Source organism: Paraburkholderia sp. Ac-20340 (assembly GCF_017104965.1).
Classification (GTDB): Bacteria; Pseudomonadota; Gammaproteobacteria; order Burkholderiales; family Burkholderiaceae; genus Paraburkholderia.
The window spans coordinates 73817-90584 of the sequence record NZ_JAAGPR010000035.1 but is presented as its reverse complement, the minus strand read 5'-3'; the positions used below and the strand labels follow the sequence as shown (position 1 = coordinate 90584).

Here is a 16768-nt window from a genome sequence, read left to right as displayed (position 1 = left end):
CAGCGGCTGCTGGCGCGGACTGGAAGAAGTCGTTCTACCAGATCCTGACGAACGAGCCGGGCAAGGAAGCATGGCCGGTCGTTGGCGCCACGTTCGTGCTGCTGCACACGGCACAGGACAAGCCGGACCAAGGCAAGGAAACGCTCAAGTTCTTCGACTGGGCCTTCAAGAACGGCACGCCGGCTGCTGACAGCCTCGATTACATCTCGCTGCCGCAATCGGTTGTGAGCGAAATCAAGACGCAGTGGAAGGAAAAGGTCAAGGACGCTAGCGGCAAGGCTATCGCCGAATAAGGCGGTTTGACCGTGTAGCGCAACGGGCCGCCGCGAAATCCGCGTGCGGCCCGTACTGCTTCCTGCTTATGCGTTATGCATCCGTAATCAGGTTGCAAAACAGTCGTAAATCACCCGCTACGATGTACCGCCCTCGGGCCTTCAGCCGGTCGCATGACCGCGCCGGGGCGGCAGGCGGTTTCAGAACCGCATCAACGTCGTGAGCCTTGCTCGCGGCAACTGGATACAGGTCATCATGTCCGACGTCCCGCTCGTCTCGAACCCGCCCGGCGGCAACGCGCAACAACAGGCGCCCAGCCCGGCAGGGGACATCATTTTCGGCGGCCTCGCGCGCGGCGCCGCCATCGTCACGTTGCTGCTGCTCGGCGGCATCATCGTGTCGCTGATCGTCGCTTCGATGCCGACGATCCAGAAGTTCGGCCTCTCGTTCCTGTGGACGGCCGAATGGGATCCTCCCAGCGACCAGTTCGGCGCGCTCGTGCCCATCTACGGCACCATCGCCACGTCGATCATCGCGCTCGTTATCGCTGTGCCGGTGAGCTTCGGCATCGCGCTGTTCCTGACTGAACTCTCGCCCGCGTGGCTGCGCCGCCCGCTGGGTATCGCCATCGAACTGCTGGCCGCGATCCCGTCGATCGTCTACGGCATGTGGGGCCTGCTCGTGTTCGCGCCGATCTTCGCGCAATACTTCCAGCGTCCGCTTGGCCATCTGCTCGGCGACGTGTGGCTGATCGGACCGCTGTTCCAGGGCCCGCCGATCGGTATCGGCATCCTGTGCGCGGGCGTCATCCTCGCGATCATGATCATTCCGTACATCGCCTCGGTCATGCGCGACGTGTTCGAAGTCACGCCGGTACTGCTGAAGGAATCGGCTTATGGCATCGGCTGCACGACTTGGGAAGTGATGTGGAAGATCGTGCTGCCCTTCACCAAGACCGGTGTGATCGGCGGCGTGATGCTCGGCCTTGGCCGCGCGCTCGGCGAAACGATGGCCGTGACGTTCGTGATCGGCAATACGAACCTGCTGGACAACGTCTCGCTGTTCTCGCCGGGCAACAGCATTACGTCGGCGCTTGCCAACGAGTTCGCCGAAGCGGGCCCGGGCCTGCACACGTCGGCGCTCATGGAGCTCGGCCTGATCCTGTTCGTGATTACCTTCATCGTGCTGGCCATCTCCAAGATCATGCTGCTGCGCCTTGAAAAGTCGGAGGGTGCGCGATGAGCGAGCCGATGCTGAAAATTCCCGGAGCGATCTACGGCTCCGAGCTGGACAAGATGCGCGGCAAGCTGCAAAGCCGCCGCCGCGTGACCAACGCGATTGCGCTGACGATGTCGCTCGCTGCGATGGCTTTCGGCCTGCTGTGGCTCGTGTGGATTCTCTACACGACGCTCTCGCTGGGCCTTGGCGGTCTGTCGGTCGAGCTCTTCACGCAGTCGACGCCGCCGCCGAACACCGATGGCGGCGGTCTGGCCAACGCGATCGTCGGCAGCCTGCTGCTGGTGGGTATCGCCACGGCCGTCGGCACGCCGATCGGCATTCTGGCGGGCGTGTATCTCGCCGAGTACGGCCAGAAGGGCTGGCTCGCGAGCGTGACGCGCTTCATCAACGACATTCTGCTGTCGGCGCCGTCGATCGTCGTGGGTCTGTTCGTCTACGCGCTCGTGGTGGCCAAGATGGGTCACTTCAGCGGCTGGGCCGGTGCGATTTCGCTGGCGCTGCTGCAGATTCCCATCGTGATCCGCACGACCGAGAACATGCTCAAGCTGGTGCCGAACGCGCTGCGCGAAGCGGCCTTCGCACTGGGCACGCCGAAGTGGAAGATGGTGCTGTCGATCACGCTGAAGGCGTCGATCGCGGGCATCGTGACGGGCGTGCTGCTCGCGATCGCCCGTATCGCCGGCGAAACCGCGCCGCTGCTGTTCACGGCGCTGTCGAACCAGTTCTTCTCGGCCGACATGAATCAGCCGATGGCGAACCTTCCGGTCACGATCTACAAGTTTGCGATGAGCCCGTTCTCGCAGTGGCAATCGCTTGCGTGGGCCGGTGTTTTCCTGATCACGTTGGGCGTGCTGGGTCTGAATATCCTTGCACGTACCATCTTTTCGAAAAAGTAAGGGCGGAGTCCATCCGATGAATATGGCAGAGAGTCACCTCAACACTACCGCGCCGTCCGGCTTCGACCCCGCCCAGGGCAACCGTGGTGCGATGTCGTCGCGTCCGAAGATCGAGGTCAAGGATCTCAACTTCTTCTACGGCAAGTACCACGCGCTCAAGAACATCAACCTGCAGATTCCCGAAGGCAAGGTGACGGCGTTCATCGGCCCGTCGGGCTGCGGCAAGTCCACGCTGCTGCGCACGTTCAACAAGATGTACGCGCTCTATCCGGAACAACGCGCCGAAGGCGAGATCCTGATGGAAGGCGAGAACCTGCTCACGACGAAGCGTGACATCTCGCTCTTGCGCGCGCGCATCGGCATGGTGTTCCAGAAGCCGACCCCGTTCCCGATGTCGATCTACGACAACATCGCGTTCGGCGTGAAGATGTTCGAAAAGCTGTCGCGCCCGGAAATGGACGATCGCGTCGAATGGGCGCTCACCAAGGCCGCGCTGTGGAACGAAGTGAAGGACAAGCTCGGCCAGAGCGGCTACGGCCTCTCGGGCGGTCAGCAACAGCGTCTGTGTATCGCACGCGGTATCGCGATCCGTCCGGAAGTGCTGCTGCTCGACGAACCGTGCTCGGCGCTCGACCCGATTTCGACGGGCCGTATCGAAGAGCTGATCGCCGAACTCAAGAGCGATTACACGGTGGTGATCGTCACCCACAACATGCAACAGGCCGCGCGTTGCTCGGACTACACTGCGTACATGTATCTCGGCGAGCTGATTGAATTCGGCGATACCGAGAAGATCTTCATCAAGCCGGTCCGCAAGGAAACGGAAGACTACATCACGGGCCGCTTCGGCTGATCCGTCTGGTAGCACATCAAGCGGAAGAAGGGAGAAAACACATGTCCGACAAGCATCTGTCCAGCCAGTTCGACGCCGACCTGAACCTCGTTTCGTCGAAGGTTCTGGAAATGGGCGGCCTCGTGGAATCGCAGATCATCACGGCGATGCAGGCCCTGAACGAATTCGACGGCGAAGCCGCCGAGCGCGTGATCGCCGCCGAAGAGCGTCTGAACACGATGGAAGTCGAGATCGACGAAGAGTGCAGCAACATCATCGCGCGTCGCCAGCCGGCGGCACGCGACCTGCGCCTCGTGCTCGCGATCTCGAAGACCATCACGAATCTGGAACGCGCCGGCGACGAAGCCGAAAAGATCGCCAAGCGCACCAAACGCCTGATGGAAGACGGCAACTCGCGCGCGGTCAACATCGCCGAGATCAAGGTCTCGGGCGAAATGGCCGTGTCGATCCTGCGCCGTGCACTGGACGCGTTCGCGCGTCTGGACACGGTGGCCGCCGCGCAGATCGTGCGCGACGACAAGGCCATCGACGAGGAATTCCGCGCCTTCGTGCGCAAGCTGGTGAGCTACATGATGGAAGATCCGCGCACGATTTCGGCGGGCCTCGACTATCTGTTCATCGCCAAGGCGATCGAGCGCATCGGCGACCACGCGAAGAACATCGCCGAATTCATCATCTACATCGTCAAGGGCACCGACGTGCGGCACAAGTCGCGCGACGCGCTCGAACGCGAAGCGCTGAGCTAAGTTGTCCAGCGGGCGGTCCGGAATGCGCCTTGAGGGCGCATTTCAAACGTCGAGTTCTGAAATCGATACCGCCCATGTCACTTTCGTTATTCGTATCAACTGGTCTTAAGGTCAAGAGGTGCCGATGCCTAGCAGCATTCTCGTCATCGAAGATGAGCCCGCTATTTCCGAGCTGATTTCGGTGAACCTGCAGCACGCAGGTCATTGCCCGATCCGCGCCTACAACGCGGAGCAGGCGCAGAATCTGATCAGCGACGTGCTGCCCGATCTCATCCTGCTCGACTGGATGCTGCCGGGCAAGTCGGGCGTGAATTTCGCGCGCGACCTGCGCAACAACGAGCGCACGAAGCATATTCCGATCATCATGTTGACCGCGCGCGGCGACGAACAGGACAAGGTGCTCGGCCTCGAAATCGGCGCCGACGACTACGTCACCAAGCCGTTCTCGCCGAAGGAACTGATGGCGCGCATCAAGGCGGTCCTGCGCCGCCGCGCACCGCAGCTCACGGAAGACGTGGTGGCGATCAACGGCCTGAAGCTCGATCCGGCGACGCATCGCGTGGCGGCTCACGCGGAAGGCTCGGAGATCAAGCTCGATCTCGGCCCGACCGAGTTCCGCCTGCTGCACTTCTTCATGACGCACCCGGAGCGCGTGCACAGCCGCACGCAACTGCTCGATCAGGTCTGGGGCGATCACGTGTTCGTGGAAGAACGCACCGTGGACGTGCATATCAAGCGTCTGCGCGCCGCGCTCAAGCCGGCAGGGTGCGATGCTATGATCGAAACGGTGCGCGGCAGCGGCTACCGTCTCGCGAAGAGCGCATAACGCGCTTCTGCGCCAGGCTGATCAGCCGCAGTCACACACCGGCGTCGCATTGCGTGCGGCGCCGGTGCTCCGAATCCGCAGCGCCCCGGTACGGACAGTCACTCTCTTCGATCGCAGGAACATGAACATCATCTGGGCGCGCGCCCTCGTATCGATCGTGCTGCTTGCGCTCGTCTGCACGGGCGTTGGCGCGATTGTCGGCGTCAAGTACGGACTGGCCCTCGCCGTGGTGGCGCTGGTCGGCCAAATGGTTTTCAGCACCTTCCACAAGCAGCGCCTCTGGCGTCTGCTCGATGCCCCCGTGTACGGCGAAGTGCCGAGCGCGCCGGGCGTGTGGGGGGAAATCTACTACCGCCTGCACAAGCTCGCGAAGCGCTGGCACGCCCAGGTCCGCCAGGTCGAGCAGCAGCATTCGCGTTTCATCCAGGCGATCCAGGCGTCGCCCAACGGCGTGGCCATGCTCGACGATCACGATCAGATCGAGTGGTGCAACGCCATCTCCGAAGTCCACTTCGGCCTCGACGCCAAACGCGATCTGCGCCAGCACATCACCCATCTCGTACGCCAGCCCGACTTCGTGCGCTATCTGAATTCGCACGACTACAAGGACATGCTGATCATGCGCGGCATGGGGACCAAGCGGCAGAACGTGCTGTCGGTGCAGGTGTTTCCGTACGGCGATAACCGCAAGCTGGTGCTTTCGCAGGACATCACCGAACTCGAGCGCACGGACGCCATGCGGCGCGACTTCGTCGCCAATGTCTCGCACGAACTGAAGACGCCGCTCACGGTGCTGTCTGGCTTCCTGGAGACGATGCGCGAGTTGCCGCTATCCGAAGAAGAGCGCATGCGCTACTTCGATCTGATGGAGCAGCAGGCGTCGCGCATGCGCCATATCGTGACCGATCTGCTGGTGCTCGCCAAACTCGAAGGCGAAGCGCGCCTGCCGGGCGATCAGATCATCGACATGCGTGCGGTGCTCGGCCACGTGCGCGAGGACGCGGAAAGTCTCTCGGGCGGCCATCACCGTATCAATGCCGATTTCGACGATGGCTTGAGCGTGACCGGTTCGGAAACCGAAGTGCTCAGCGCGCTGGGCAATCTGGCCACCAATGCGGTGCGCTACACGCCGGAAGGCGGCACGGTGCAACTGTCGTGGCGTCTCGAAGGCGGCAACGCGGTGTTCTCGGTGACGGACAGCGGCTACGGCATTCCCGCGAGCGATATTCCGCGTCTCACCGAGCGTTTCTATCGCGTCGATCGCAGCCGTTCGCGCGATACCGGCGGCACGGGGCTGGGGCTTGCGATCGTCAAGCACGTGCTGCAACGCCACGATGCCGCGCTCGAAGTGAAGAGCGAGGAAGGGCGGGGCAGTACCTTCACCGTGCGCTTTCCGGCCGCGCGCACGACGCGGCGTCAGCCTGCGCCGGTTTGAGGTGAATCGCTGAATTCCGCCGGATAGCAGAAGAAGAAAAAGCCGCTTCGTCATCGAGACCGAAGCGGCTTTTTTGCATCTTGCGCCTTAAAAACCGGCGCAAGACAGCGTTACGGACAGAACTTCGCCAGCAGGCTCATCTGTGCATTGCGGATGGCTTTGCCCGCGCGGCGGCGCTTGTAATGGCCGTCGCTTTGCATGAGCCACGCCGATTGATTGTCGCCGAGGAAACACGACAGACCTTCGGCGATCACGCGGCGCTTCAGACGTCGATCGTGAATCGGGAACGCGACTTCGACGCGACGGAACAGATTGCGATCCATCCAGTCGGCGCTCGACAGATAGACGTTTTCCGCGCCGCCCGCATAGAAGTAATAGATGCGATGGTGCTCGAGAAAACGCCCGACGATCGAGCGCACCGTGATGTTCTCCGAGAGCCCCGGCACGCCCGGCTGCAGCGAGCACACGCCGCGGATGATCAGATCGATCTTCACGCCGGCCTGCGATGCTTCGTACAACTCGTCAATCACCGTCGGTTCGAGCAGCGCATTCATCTTCGCGACGATGCGCGCTTTCTTGCCTTCGCGCGCGGCCTGAGCTTCGGCGCGAATCGCCTCGACGAGCTTCGGATGCAGCGTGAACGGCGACTGCCACAGTTCGTGCAACTGCAGTTCGCCGCCGATGCCCGTAAGCTGCTGGAACACGTGATGCACGTCTTCGCAGGTCTTGGGTTCGGACGTCATCAGGCCGAAATCGGTGTACAGACGCGCGGTGCGCGGATGGTAGTTGCCGGTGCCCAGGTGAACATAGCGGCGCAACTGCATGCGGCCGTTCACGGGCGTGCGGCGCACGATCAGCATCATCTTGGCGTGGCACTTGTGGCCGACCACGCCATAGACCACATGCGCGCCCACGGCTTCGAGCTGCGATGCCCAGTTGATGTTGGTTTCTTCGTCGAAGCGCGCGAGCAGTTCGACCACCACCGTGACTTCCTTGCCGTTGCGCGCGGCCTGCATGAGCGCGTCCATCAGCGGCGAGTCGGTGCCGGTGCGGTAGATGGTCTGCTTGATGGCGACCACGTTCGGATCGTTGGCGGCCTGCAGCAGCAGTTCCAGCACCGGCTGGAAGCTCTCGTACGGATGATGGAGCAGCACATCGCCCTGATCGATCACGTCGAACATATTGCCGCTTGCGGCGATACGCTGCGGAATCGCCGGCACGTGCGGCACGAACTTCAGGTCGGGACGATCGACCATCTCGGGCAACTGCATCAGGCGCACGAGATTGACGGGGCCATCGACGTAATAGCAGTCCTTTTCGTCGAGTCCGCTTTCGTCGAGCAGACGGCGCACCAGATGCACCGGCGTTTCCGCCGACACTTCCAGACGCACCGCATTGCCCAGATGGCGCGCGGGCAATTCGCCCTGCAGCGCCACGCGCAGATTGGTGATTTCGTCTTCGTCGACGAACAGCTCGCTGTTACGCGTGATGCGGAACTGGTTGCAGCTACGCACCACGAGGCTCGGGAACAGTTCGCCCACGAAGCGCTGCAGCAGCGAGCCGAGCAGCACGAAGCCATGCTGGAAACCCGACAGTTCCTGCGGCATGCGCACGAGGCGCGGCAGCGCGCGCGGCGCCTGCACGATGCCCATCACGGCCTGACGCCCGAAGGCATCCTTGCCTTCGAGTTCGACCACGAAGTTCAGGCTCTTGTTGAGCACGCGCGGGAACGGGTGGGCGGGATCGAGGCCGATCGGCGTGAGCACGGGCAGCAGTTCGTCGAGGAAGTACTTGCGCGCCCAGGCGGTCTGCGCTTCGTTCCAGGCGTCGGTGCCGTGAAAGTAGATGCCTTCGAGTTCGAGCGCCGGCAGCACGGTGTCGTGCAGCATGCGGTACTGGCGATGCACGAGACGCTGCGCGCGCTCGACCACGAGGTCGTACACGTGTTGCAGCGACATGCCGTCGGGCGAGAGCGCGCCGGGGTTGTCGCGCATCTGTTCCTGAAGCCCGGCCATGCGGACTTCGAAGAATTCGTCGAGGTTGCTGCTGGTGATACAGATGAAGCGCAAGCGCTCCAGCAAGGGAACGGATGGGTCGGCGGCCTGTGCGAGCACACGCTCGTTGAATCCCAGAATGCCCAGTTCGCGGTTAAGGAGTGGATAGCGGATGGACATTGGTATTGAAAGCGGAATTTCAGGGGATGATTCGAACGGACGCTCGGAAATTCTCACAGTAATGTGACTTTATTGTGACATTGGGTGTGTCATAAATTTTACGCTGCAAAATCACGCTCCCGACACTCTGGAAAGTAATGATGCACAGTGGGTCAAGGCGTCCAAAAAGGGCGTTCCTTGCCGTCTGCTGACGATTACCTGAGCGAGGAGCGCCATGGGGAAGTCGGGTACGCTTAAAATGGCATATTTGGACAATGCGGCCGCCGCTCAGCGAGCGAGAATGGCTGCGTTCGCACGCATGGAGCCCGCCCCCTCGATGGTCACCAATCCGCAACTGCTTGCCGCCGTCGATCTCGGTTCGAACAGCTTTCGTCTGATCGTCGGCCGGGTCGAGGAAACCGACGCCGGCAGCCAGATCTATCCCGTCGATGCCTTGCGCGAGCCCGTGCGGCTCGCCGCGGGTCTGTCGAAGGACAAGATGCTCGACCGCGCCTCGCAGGTGCGCGGCTGGGACGCGCTCAAACGCTTTGGCGAACGCCTGCGCGACTTCCACCCGGATCACGTGCGCGCCGTCGCCACCAACACGCTGCGCGTCGCCAAGAACGCGCGCGAATTCCTTGTCGAAGCCGAAAAGGCGCTCGGCTTCCCGATCGAAGTGATCGCCGGGCGCGAAGAAGCGCGCCTGATCTACGCGGGCGCCGCGCACTCGGTCCCGGCGAGCGCAGGCAAGCGCTTCGTGGTGGACATCGGCGGCGGCTCGACGGAATTCATCATCGGTTCGCACTACACGCCGATCCGCATGGAAAGCCTGTATATCGGCTGCGTGAGCCATAGCCGGCAGTTCTTCCCGGCCGGCAACGTCGACGAATACACCATGCGCCAGGCCGAACTGGCCGCTTCGCGCGAAATCCAGATCATCTCGGCCGATTACCGCAAGACCGGCTGGGATCAGGCGATCGGCTCGTCGGGTACGGCGCGGGCGCTGGCCGAACTGGTCGAAGCGAACGGTTTCAACGATCCGGGCATTACGCACGGTATTTCGCGCGGCGGCCTCGAGCGCCTCAAGCGCGCGCTCATCAAGGCCGAGAACGTCAACCGCCTGAAGCTCGTCGCGCTCAAGCCCGACCGCATTCCGGTGCTGGCGGGCGGGCTGTCGATCATGATCGCGGTGTTCGAGGAACTGGGTATCGATTACGTCGATACCACCGACGGCGCGCTGCGTCTGGGCGTGCTGTACGACCTGCTGGGCCGCTCGCAGCACGAAGACATGCGCACGGTCACGGTGGAAGGCTTCATGCGCCGCTACGGCGTGGATCGCGCGCAGGCGAGCCGTATCGGCGAACTGGCGACGAGTTTCTACGACCAGTTCGAGGAAGCCGACGAAGAGCGCCGCGAAGAAAACCGCATGTTCCTGAACTGGGCGGCGTCGCTGCACGAGATCGGTTTGTCGATTTCGCATAGCGCGTATCACAAGCATTCGGCCTATATCGCCAGCAATGCCGATATGCCGGGCTTCTCGCGCACCGATCAGGCGCGTCTGGCGGCGCTGGTGCTCGGCCACGTAGGCAAGCTCGGCAAGCTCTCGCAGACGCGCGACGTCGAATGGCCGCTGCTGTTCTGTCTGCGTCTGGCGGCGCTGCTGAGCCGCCGTCGCGCCGATGTCGGTTTGCCGAAGATCACCCTGGTGCAGGAGCACAACGGCTACGAAGTGATGTTGCCGAACGCGTGGGTGCAGAACAATCCGCTCACCGATTACAACCTCGTTCAGGAAGCGGCGGAGTGGGGCAAGATCGGCATTCCGTATCGCGTGGTGTATACGGACGAGTGATCGTGTTCGAATCGACGAGCCCGGCCGCGCGCCGGGTTTCTTGCGCAGATCGCTGAAAACGACAAAGCCCGGCTTCAAGCCGGGCTTTGTGTTTCTAGGCGCGGTTTCGGCGCGCTGCGCTTAACCGAGGAAGTGGCGCGCGTAGCGCTCGTTGATGTCCGACAGGCGGAACAGCGTGAGGAAGTCGGCGGTATTGAAGTCGGGGTCCCAGGCCGGTGCGCCGCAGATCTTCGCGCCCAGGCGCAGATAACCCTTGATCAGCGGCGGCGGCACGGCCGACGCGCCGGTGCGCAGTTCTTCGACCGGCAGCGGCGTGTGCGGGAAGGCGCGGTATTCCGGGTCCGTCAGCGCTTCCGCGCCCATCGAAACGTACAGATTCGCCGCATAGTGACCGCCGTCGACCATCGCGACGCTCGCGCAGCCGAGCATCGTCTCGTAGCCGTTGTGCTTCATGTACGAGCCCAGACCGCCCCACAGCGACATGATGACCGAGCCGCTGCGGTAGTCGGGGTGTACGCACGAGCGGCCCACTTCGACCATCTTCGGGCGCAGGTGCGCGAGACGCGAGACGTCGAATTCGCTTTCGGCGTACAGGCGGCCGATACGCGTGGCCTGGTGCGGCGGCAGTACGCGATAGGTTCCGACGACCTTGAGCGTGTCGAGGTCGCGGACGAGCAGGTGATCGCAGTAATTGTCGAAGGTATCGACATCAAGGCCAGCCGGGCCGGACAGACGTGCGCCCATTTCTTCGGCGAACACGCGGTAGCGCAGGCGCTGGGCCTCGCGCAGTTCTTCGTCCGTGCGCGCCCAGGCTACCTGCAAGCGGTGCTGCGCGGTGACCGTCTCTTCGGCACGCGGCAGGCTCCGATTCGACTCGAAGAGGCTCGAGGCAAACGGCAGGGAGGGCGTCGGCAGATCTCGCATGGGGCGTCCTGTTCGGGAAGTAAGAGAACTTTCCCGGCAATGTAGTAAGACGCGGTTACGGTTCCATGAAAACGCAATGACGATTCGATGACGGGCTGTAAGCCGAAGGCAATGCAGCGGTGGCGCAAGCCCGCGCGGAGCCGTTTGTGCGGGGCCGTACACGGCTTTGAGGGGAAAGGTCAGGGCGCCGCAGGAAGACGGCGCGCGGGATGCGGGATGGGTAGGTTGTTGGATCGGCGCGACGCCGGGTGTTGCAAGGCGCCGGAGCGCGGCAGATGCGCTTCAGACCAGATCGGGCGTGATGGCGGCGAGCAGGACCGCTTCGCCGTCGCCGTTGCGCTCGCGGCTCTTGACCCAGTAGACGCCGGACTTCTTCACGGCCCAGCTGCGGCGGATGGCGCCGCTTTCGCTGACTTCGTTGCCGAGCAGGCGCGCCAGCACCTCGCCAAGCGTCGGCTGATGGCCGACCACCACGACGGTCGAGGCGAGGCCCTCAGGCCAGCCAGCGGCCTCCAGCACGGCTTCCACGCTGGCATTGGGGGCAAGTTCGCGCACTACGCGGTACTGGTCGGTGAGCGCCTCGGCGGTCTGCATCGTGCGCGCGGCCGGACTCGCGAGGATCAAAGCGTCCTCGGGCAGGCGCGTGCGCAGCCAGCGCGCGACGCTCTGCGCCTGCTTGCGCCCACGCGTGGTGAGCGGGCGGGCGAGGTCGCTGGCGGCGATTTCTTCGGCTTCGGCGTGGCGCCAGAGGATGAGGTTCATGGGCGGCTCTCCTGGGGGGATGGCGGAATGCCGCCATTGTAGTGGCGAGGCCAGGGCAGGATGACGTCAGGCGCGCACGGTCTGGCCGCGCTCGCGCCTGAGCGCACGACCCGGATCAGGACGCGTTGCCCGCCGTCATGCTGAGCGCGACGGCCTGCGCCACTTCGATGCCGTCGATGGCCGCCGAATAGATGCCGCCCGCGTAGCCCGCGCCTTCGCCGGCCGGATACAGACCTTCGACGTTCATGCTCTGATAGTCGTCCTTGCGGCGAATGCGCAGCGGCGACGAAGTACGCGTTTCCACGCCCGTGAGCACGGCATCGTGCATCGCGAAGCCGGCGATCTTGCGATCGAGCTGCGGCAGCGCTTCGCGGATCGCTTCGATCACGTAGTCGGGCAGCGCCGTGCTCAGATCGGTCGGCGTCACGCCCGGCTTGTACGACGGCACCACCGAACCCAGCGAAGTCGACGGCCGCCCGGCGATGAAGTCGCCCACCAGCTGGCCCGGCGCCTGGTAATTGCTGCCGCCGAGCTCGAACGCGCGCTCTTCCCACTTGCGCTGGAACGCGATGCCCGCGAGCGGACCGCCCGGATAATCCTCCGGCGTGATACCGACGACGATGCCCGCGTTGGCGTTACGCTCGGCGCGCGAATACTGGCTCATGCCGTTGGTGACCACGCGGCCCGGTTCGGACGTCGCCGCCACCACCGTGCCGCCCGGGCACATGCAGAAGCTGTAGACCGCGCGGCCGTTATTGGCGTGATGGACGACCTTGTAGTCGGCCGCGCCCAGTTCCTTGTGGCCCGCAAACTTGCCGAAGCGGCTGCGATCGATCACGCCCTGCGGATGCTCGATACGGAAACCCAGCGAGAACGGCTTGGCTTCCATGAAGACGCCGCGATCGTGCAGCATCTGGAAGGTGTCGCGCGCGCTGTGGCCGACGGCCAGTACGACGTGGTCGCACGGCAGCGTCTCGCCATTCGAGAGCTTGAGCGCGCGCACCTTGCCGTTTTCGATATCGATGTCTTCGACACGGGTTTCGAAACGCACTTCGCCGCCCAGTTCGTGGATGGTCGCGCGCATCTTTTCCACCATGCTGACGAGGCGGAACGTGCCGATGTGTGGACGGCTCAGGTACAGGATGTCTTCCGGCGCGCCCGCCTTGACGAACTCCTCCAGCACCTTGCGGCCGTAGTGGTGCGGGTCCTTGATCTGGCTGTACAGCTTGCCGTCGGAGAACGTGCCGGCGCCGCCTTCGCCGAACTGCACGTTCGACTCCGGGTTCAGCACCGACTTGCGCCATAGGCCGAAGGTGTCCTTGGTGCGCTCGCGCACGGCCTTGCCGCGTTCGAGGATGATCGGCCGAAAGCCCATCTGCGCGAGGATCAGCCCGGCGAACAGACCGCACGGCCCCATGCCGATCACCACCGGACGCTCACGCGTCGAATGCTCGGGCGCCTTCGCCACGAAGCGGTAGGTCATGTCCGGCGTCGGGCCGACATGCGGCTTGCCGGCGACCCGCTTGAGCACCTTCGCTTCGTCCTTGATCTCGATATCGACGATGTAGGTCAGCTTGATGTCCGAACGCTTGCGCGCATCGTGCGCGCGGCGGAACACGGTGAAGCTGACGAGGCCGTCCGCCGGAACGCCGAGATCCGCGAGGCGCTCCCGAATCGCGGCTTCAAGTTCGCTTTCGGCGTGGTCGAGAGGGAGTTTGACTTCGGATAGACGTAACATGGGTGCCAGGGTGCGGTCGCCACGGGATTCGTGGCCGATCTGTATTTTATAAGTTCGGCGGCTTTGCCAATGCAAAGGAGCCGCAGGACGAAACGCGAGCGCTTGTTTGACGGAGCCGGCGTGCGGGGTGAGCGCTGGCGAACCCGGTCGAGCGACCGCAGTTGATGTTGGGTTTGTTTTCCCTGGGGGGCAGGAAAAAGAAAGGGGCTACAGGCCAATGGCGTGTAACCCCTCGGTATTGCTGGTCGGAGCGATAGGATTCGAACCTACGACCCTCTGATCCCAAATCAGATGCGCTACCAGGCTGCGCTACGCTCCGACGAATCGTGGATTGTAGCGTCACTATTGCCGCGGCGTCAAATGGGTTTGTATCGCAAGGCGATATTTTTGTGCGGGCCGGGCTGGTGTGGCGTGCATGTGCCGCGTATATGCCGTGCGTATGCCACTGCGCATACCGCTGGCAAGGCGGATTTTCCTCTGCACCGTCCCTAAAAAACCTCCTTCCAGGAAGCGTCACAAATACTGTATAAATATACAGGATAACGGCGCTCACTCATGCGTCCCGGAAACGTCCTCGTCATGCCCCATCCAGCGTCGGGCAGGGCGTCCTATTTTCTTTTTCCAGAGCGCGATCATGGCAGCAGCACTCCAGCTAGCGGCGACACACCTGCCGCCCCGGCTGCAAAGCCGGATCTGGCAGGGCAACCAGGTCGCCTGCGCGAGCGGGCGCACGGTGTCCAGCGGCCATGCCGCGCTCGATGCGCTGCTGCCCGGCGCGGGCTGGCCCGCAGGCAGTCTGACCGAGTTGCTGGTCGAGCAGGGCGGGATCGGCGAAATGCGTCTGGTGGCGCCCGCGCTGCGCGCGCTCACGGCGCGGGCCGGGCGCCACGTGCTGCTGGTCGCGCCGCCGTGGCGGCCCTATGCGTGCGCGCTCAAGGCGTGGGGCATCGCGCTCGAACGTCTGGTCTGGATTCGCGCGAGCGAGGACGAAGCGCCGTGGGCCGCCGAGCAGGCGCTCAAGCAGGACGGCATCGGCGCGGTGCTGCTGTGGCAGCCCAAGGCGCGCGCCGACGCCCTGCGTCGTCTGCAGGTCGCCGCGCAGGATTCGCAGGCGCTGGCTTTTCTGATGCGTCCGCCCGCGGCGCGCAACCAGTCGTCGCCGGCGCCGCTGCGCATGGTCTGCACGCCGGTGCCGCCGCCCGAAGCGGACACGCGCCTGAATCGCCGGGAGTGGATGCAGTTCACCGGCGTCAGCGTCGAAATTTTCAAGCGTCGCGGGCCGCCGCCCGCCCAGCCACTCGTCGTCACTTTGCCGTTGCAGGAGTCGGTGCTGCCCCAACCGGGCGCCGCGCCGGCCATGCCATGGCCCGGGGTCAATCATGCTGTGGATCGCCGTCACCTTGCCGTTGTTGCCGCTGGAGGCCGTGCGGCCGCCGCTTCCGCCGACCGGGGCGATCGCGTCGATCGCGTCGATCGCGTCGTCTGAAAGCGCAGCGCACAGCGAAGCAGCCCAGCCCGAACGCTGCTACGCGCTCGCCGATCACGCGCGCATCCTGATCGCCGATCGCGATGCGTTCCGCCTCGGCGTGCAGCCCGGCAGCACGCGCGCGCATGCGCTGGCGCTCGCGCCCGGCCTCGTGCTGCTGGAACCCGATGCGGCGCGCGAGACGCGCACGTTCGAGGCGCTGGCGCTCGCGTTGCTCGCCTATACGCCGAAGGTGTCGCTCGCGCAGGCGGTGGGGCAGCCGCATACGGTGTTGCTCGAAGTCGGCTCCGGGCTGCGGCTGTTCGGTGGCGTGCGCGCGCTGCTGGCGAGAGTCGCGGCCACCGTGGCCGATTGCGGCCACGCCGCGCGCATGGCCTGCGCGCCCACCGCGTGGGGCGCCTGGACGCTCGCGCAGGCGCATGCGTGTGCCGGTGCGCACGCCGCGCGGCGCTTCCACGTGCTCAAGGACAGCACGCTCGCCCACGCGCTCGACGCGCTGCCGGTCACGCTCGCGCCGTTCGCCGCGCAGCACGAACACGCGCTCACGCAGATCGGCTGCGCCACGCTCGGCGATCTGCGGCGTTTGCCGCGCGACGGCATCGTGCGGCGTTTCGGCGATGGCGTGCTCGCCTGGCTGGCGCAGGCGCGTGGCGAGGCGCCCGATCCGCGCGCGTGGTTCGTCGCGCCGCCGTCGTTTCAGGCCGCGCTCGAATTGCAGGCGCGCGTGGAAAGCGCCGAAGCGCTCCTGTTCGCCGCACGCCGCCTCGTGATGCAACTGGCGGGCTGGCTCGCCGCGCAGCATGGCGCGCTGTCCGGTTTCGAGCTGCGTCTGGAGCACGAACTGGCGTCGCGTCACGCGTCGCGCACCTCGAGTCTGCGGCTCACGTGGGCGGCGCCTTCGCGCGACGCCGCGCATCTGCTGTGGCTGCTGCGCGAAAAGCTCAACCAGACCGAGCTGATCGCGCCGGTGATCGGCCTTGCGCTGGTCGCCGATCAGGTGAGCGAGTACGCGCCGCCGACCGACACGCTGTTCCCGTCGCCCGAGGCCTCGGATGCGTCGCTCGCGCAGCTGTTCGAGCGCATCGGCGCGCGCATCGGCGAGCAGAACGTGTTGCAGCTGTTCGTCGAGGACGATCATCGGCCCGAGCACGCGATGTCGGCGCGCACGTATCGCGCGCCTACGCGCCGCCAGGCGTCGCGCAAGCCGGGCAAGTCGCATAAGCCGAATGGGCGCGCTGCGGCGCAGGAAGCGCAGGAAGAAAGCGCGCCGGTGCAGAGCGCCTTCGATCTGCCCGAGGTGCCGCTGCCTGCCCAGCCGCGCCCGGCATGGCTGCTCGAAAAGCCGCTCAAGCTGGCCACGCGCGACGACCGGCCGGTGTATCGGCGGCCGCTCAAGACGCTCACGCGCACCGAGCGCATCGAAGCGGGCTGGTGGGACGGCGAGGGCGTCGGGCGCGACTACTACGTGGCCGCCGACGATCAGGGGCGCATGTTCTGGCTTTACCGCGAACGCATCGGCGGGCAGTGGTATCTGCAAGGGCTGTTTGGCTGACCACGTCGGCTGACCACGTGGCCGATGGTTTGGCTC

Annotated in this window: 13 protein-coding genes, 1 tRNA gene and 1 pseudogene; 10 read left to right on the top strand and 5 right to left on the bottom strand. The window is 64.6% G+C overall.

Annotation, left to right across the window (positions count from 1 at the left end):
• From G3N59_RS30650 to phoR, 7 genes and pseudogenes are all read left to right on the top strand, one after another.
• Positions 1-293: pseudogene (locus G3N59_RS30650) on the top strand (phosphate ABC transporter substrate-binding protein PstS); the annotation flags it as partial.
• A gap of 235 nt (positions 294-528) precedes the next feature.
• A complete protein-coding gene (pstC, locus tag G3N59_RS30645) occupies positions 529-1515 on the top strand; it encodes a phosphate ABC transporter permease PstC (RefSeq protein ID WP_205986576.1) in 987 nt (328 codons plus the stop codon).
• Positions 1512-2408 carry a phosphate ABC transporter permease PstA gene (gene pstA, locus G3N59_RS30640; RefSeq protein WP_205986575.1) on the top strand — a complete coding sequence of 299 codons (897 nt, stop codon included), beginning with the start codon at positions 1512-1514 and terminating at the stop codon, positions 2406-2408. The genes pstC and pstA overlap by 4 nt, the downstream gene beginning before the upstream one ends.
• Positions 2409-2424: 16 nt before the next feature.
• Positions 2425-3261: a phosphate ABC transporter ATP-binding protein PstB gene (gene pstB / locus G3N59_RS30635; RefSeq protein ID WP_027817260.1), complete on the top strand. Its 837-nt coding sequence runs from the start codon at positions 2425-2427 to the stop codon at positions 3259-3261.
• Positions 3262-3302: 41 nt separating this feature from the next.
• Positions 3303-4007, top strand: coding sequence for a phosphate signaling complex protein PhoU (gene phoU / locus G3N59_RS30630; RefSeq protein WP_027817259.1), 705 nt, complete (start codon positions 3303-3305; stop codon positions 4005-4007).
• A 124-nt stretch (positions 4008-4131) separates the two neighbouring features.
• Positions 4132-4833 (top strand): phosphate regulon transcriptional regulator PhoB, encoded by a 702-nt coding sequence (gene phoB, locus G3N59_RS30625; protein WP_027817258.1) that lies wholly within the window; start codon positions 4132-4134, stop codon positions 4831-4833.
• 121 nt (positions 4834-4954) lie between these two features.
• Positions 4955-6268 carry a phosphate regulon sensor histidine kinase PhoR gene (gene phoR, locus G3N59_RS30620; RefSeq protein ID WP_205986574.1) on the top strand — a complete coding sequence of 438 codons (1314 nt, stop codon included), beginning with the start codon at positions 4955-4957 and terminating at the stop codon, positions 6266-6268.
• Positions 6269-6378: 110 nt separating this feature from the next.
• Here the strand turns inward: phoR and ppk1 are convergent, their stop codons facing one another.
• Complete coding sequence (gene ppk1 / locus G3N59_RS30615; RefSeq protein ID WP_205986573.1) at positions 6379-8442, bottom strand: polyphosphate kinase 1; 2064 nt, start codon at positions 8440-8442, stop codon at positions 6379-6381.
• A 280-nt stretch (positions 8443-8722) separates the two neighbouring features.
• On the opposite strand from ppk1, the gene ppx reads away from it, so the two are divergent.
• On the top strand, positions 8723-10270 hold the full coding sequence (gene ppx / locus G3N59_RS30610; protein WP_241024455.1) for an exopolyphosphatase: 1548 nt from the start codon (positions 8723-8725) through the stop codon (positions 10268-10270).
• 120 nt (positions 10271-10390) lie between these two features.
• Here ppx and G3N59_RS30605 read toward each other — a convergent pair whose 3' ends face one another.
• The 4 genes from G3N59_RS30605 to G3N59_RS30590 all read right to left on the bottom strand — a co-directional run bounded on the left by G3N59_RS30605 (position 10391) and on the right by G3N59_RS30590 (position 14013).
• Complete coding sequence (locus G3N59_RS30605; protein ID WP_205986571.1) at positions 10391-11194, bottom strand: GNAT family N-acyltransferase; 804 nt, start codon at positions 11192-11194, stop codon at positions 10391-10393.
• 282 nt (positions 11195-11476) lie between these two features.
• The gene (sixA, locus tag G3N59_RS30600; RefSeq protein ID WP_205986570.1) at positions 11477-11956 is read right to left on the bottom strand and encodes a phosphohistidine phosphatase SixA; all 480 of its coding nucleotides are present in this window, start codon (positions 11954-11956) and stop codon (positions 11477-11479) included.
• 115 nt (positions 11957-12071) lie between these two features.
• Positions 12072-13694: an NAD(P)/FAD-dependent oxidoreductase gene (locus G3N59_RS30595; protein ID WP_205986569.1), complete on the bottom strand. Its 1623-nt coding sequence runs from the start codon at positions 13692-13694 to the stop codon at positions 12072-12074.
• Between the two features lie 242 nt (positions 13695-13936).
• Positions 13937-14013, bottom strand: a tRNA-Pro gene (locus tag G3N59_RS30590).
• Positions 14014-14328: 315 nt separating this feature from the next.
• Between G3N59_RS30590 and imuA the strand changes: the two genes are divergently transcribed.
• Together imuA and G3N59_RS30580 are read left to right on the top strand one after the other, a co-directional pair.
• Positions 14329-15180, top strand: a complete 852-nt coding sequence (imuA, locus tag G3N59_RS30585; RefSeq protein WP_205986568.1) for a translesion DNA synthesis-associated protein ImuA — start codon at positions 14329-14331, stop codon at positions 15178-15180.
• On the top strand, positions 15074-16732 hold the full coding sequence (locus tag G3N59_RS30580; protein ID WP_205986567.1) for a DNA polymerase Y family protein: 1659 nt from the start codon (positions 15074-15076) through the stop codon (positions 16730-16732). The genes imuA and G3N59_RS30580 overlap by 107 nt, the downstream gene beginning before the upstream one ends.
• The last annotated feature ends 36 nt before the right edge of the window (positions 16733-16768 follow it).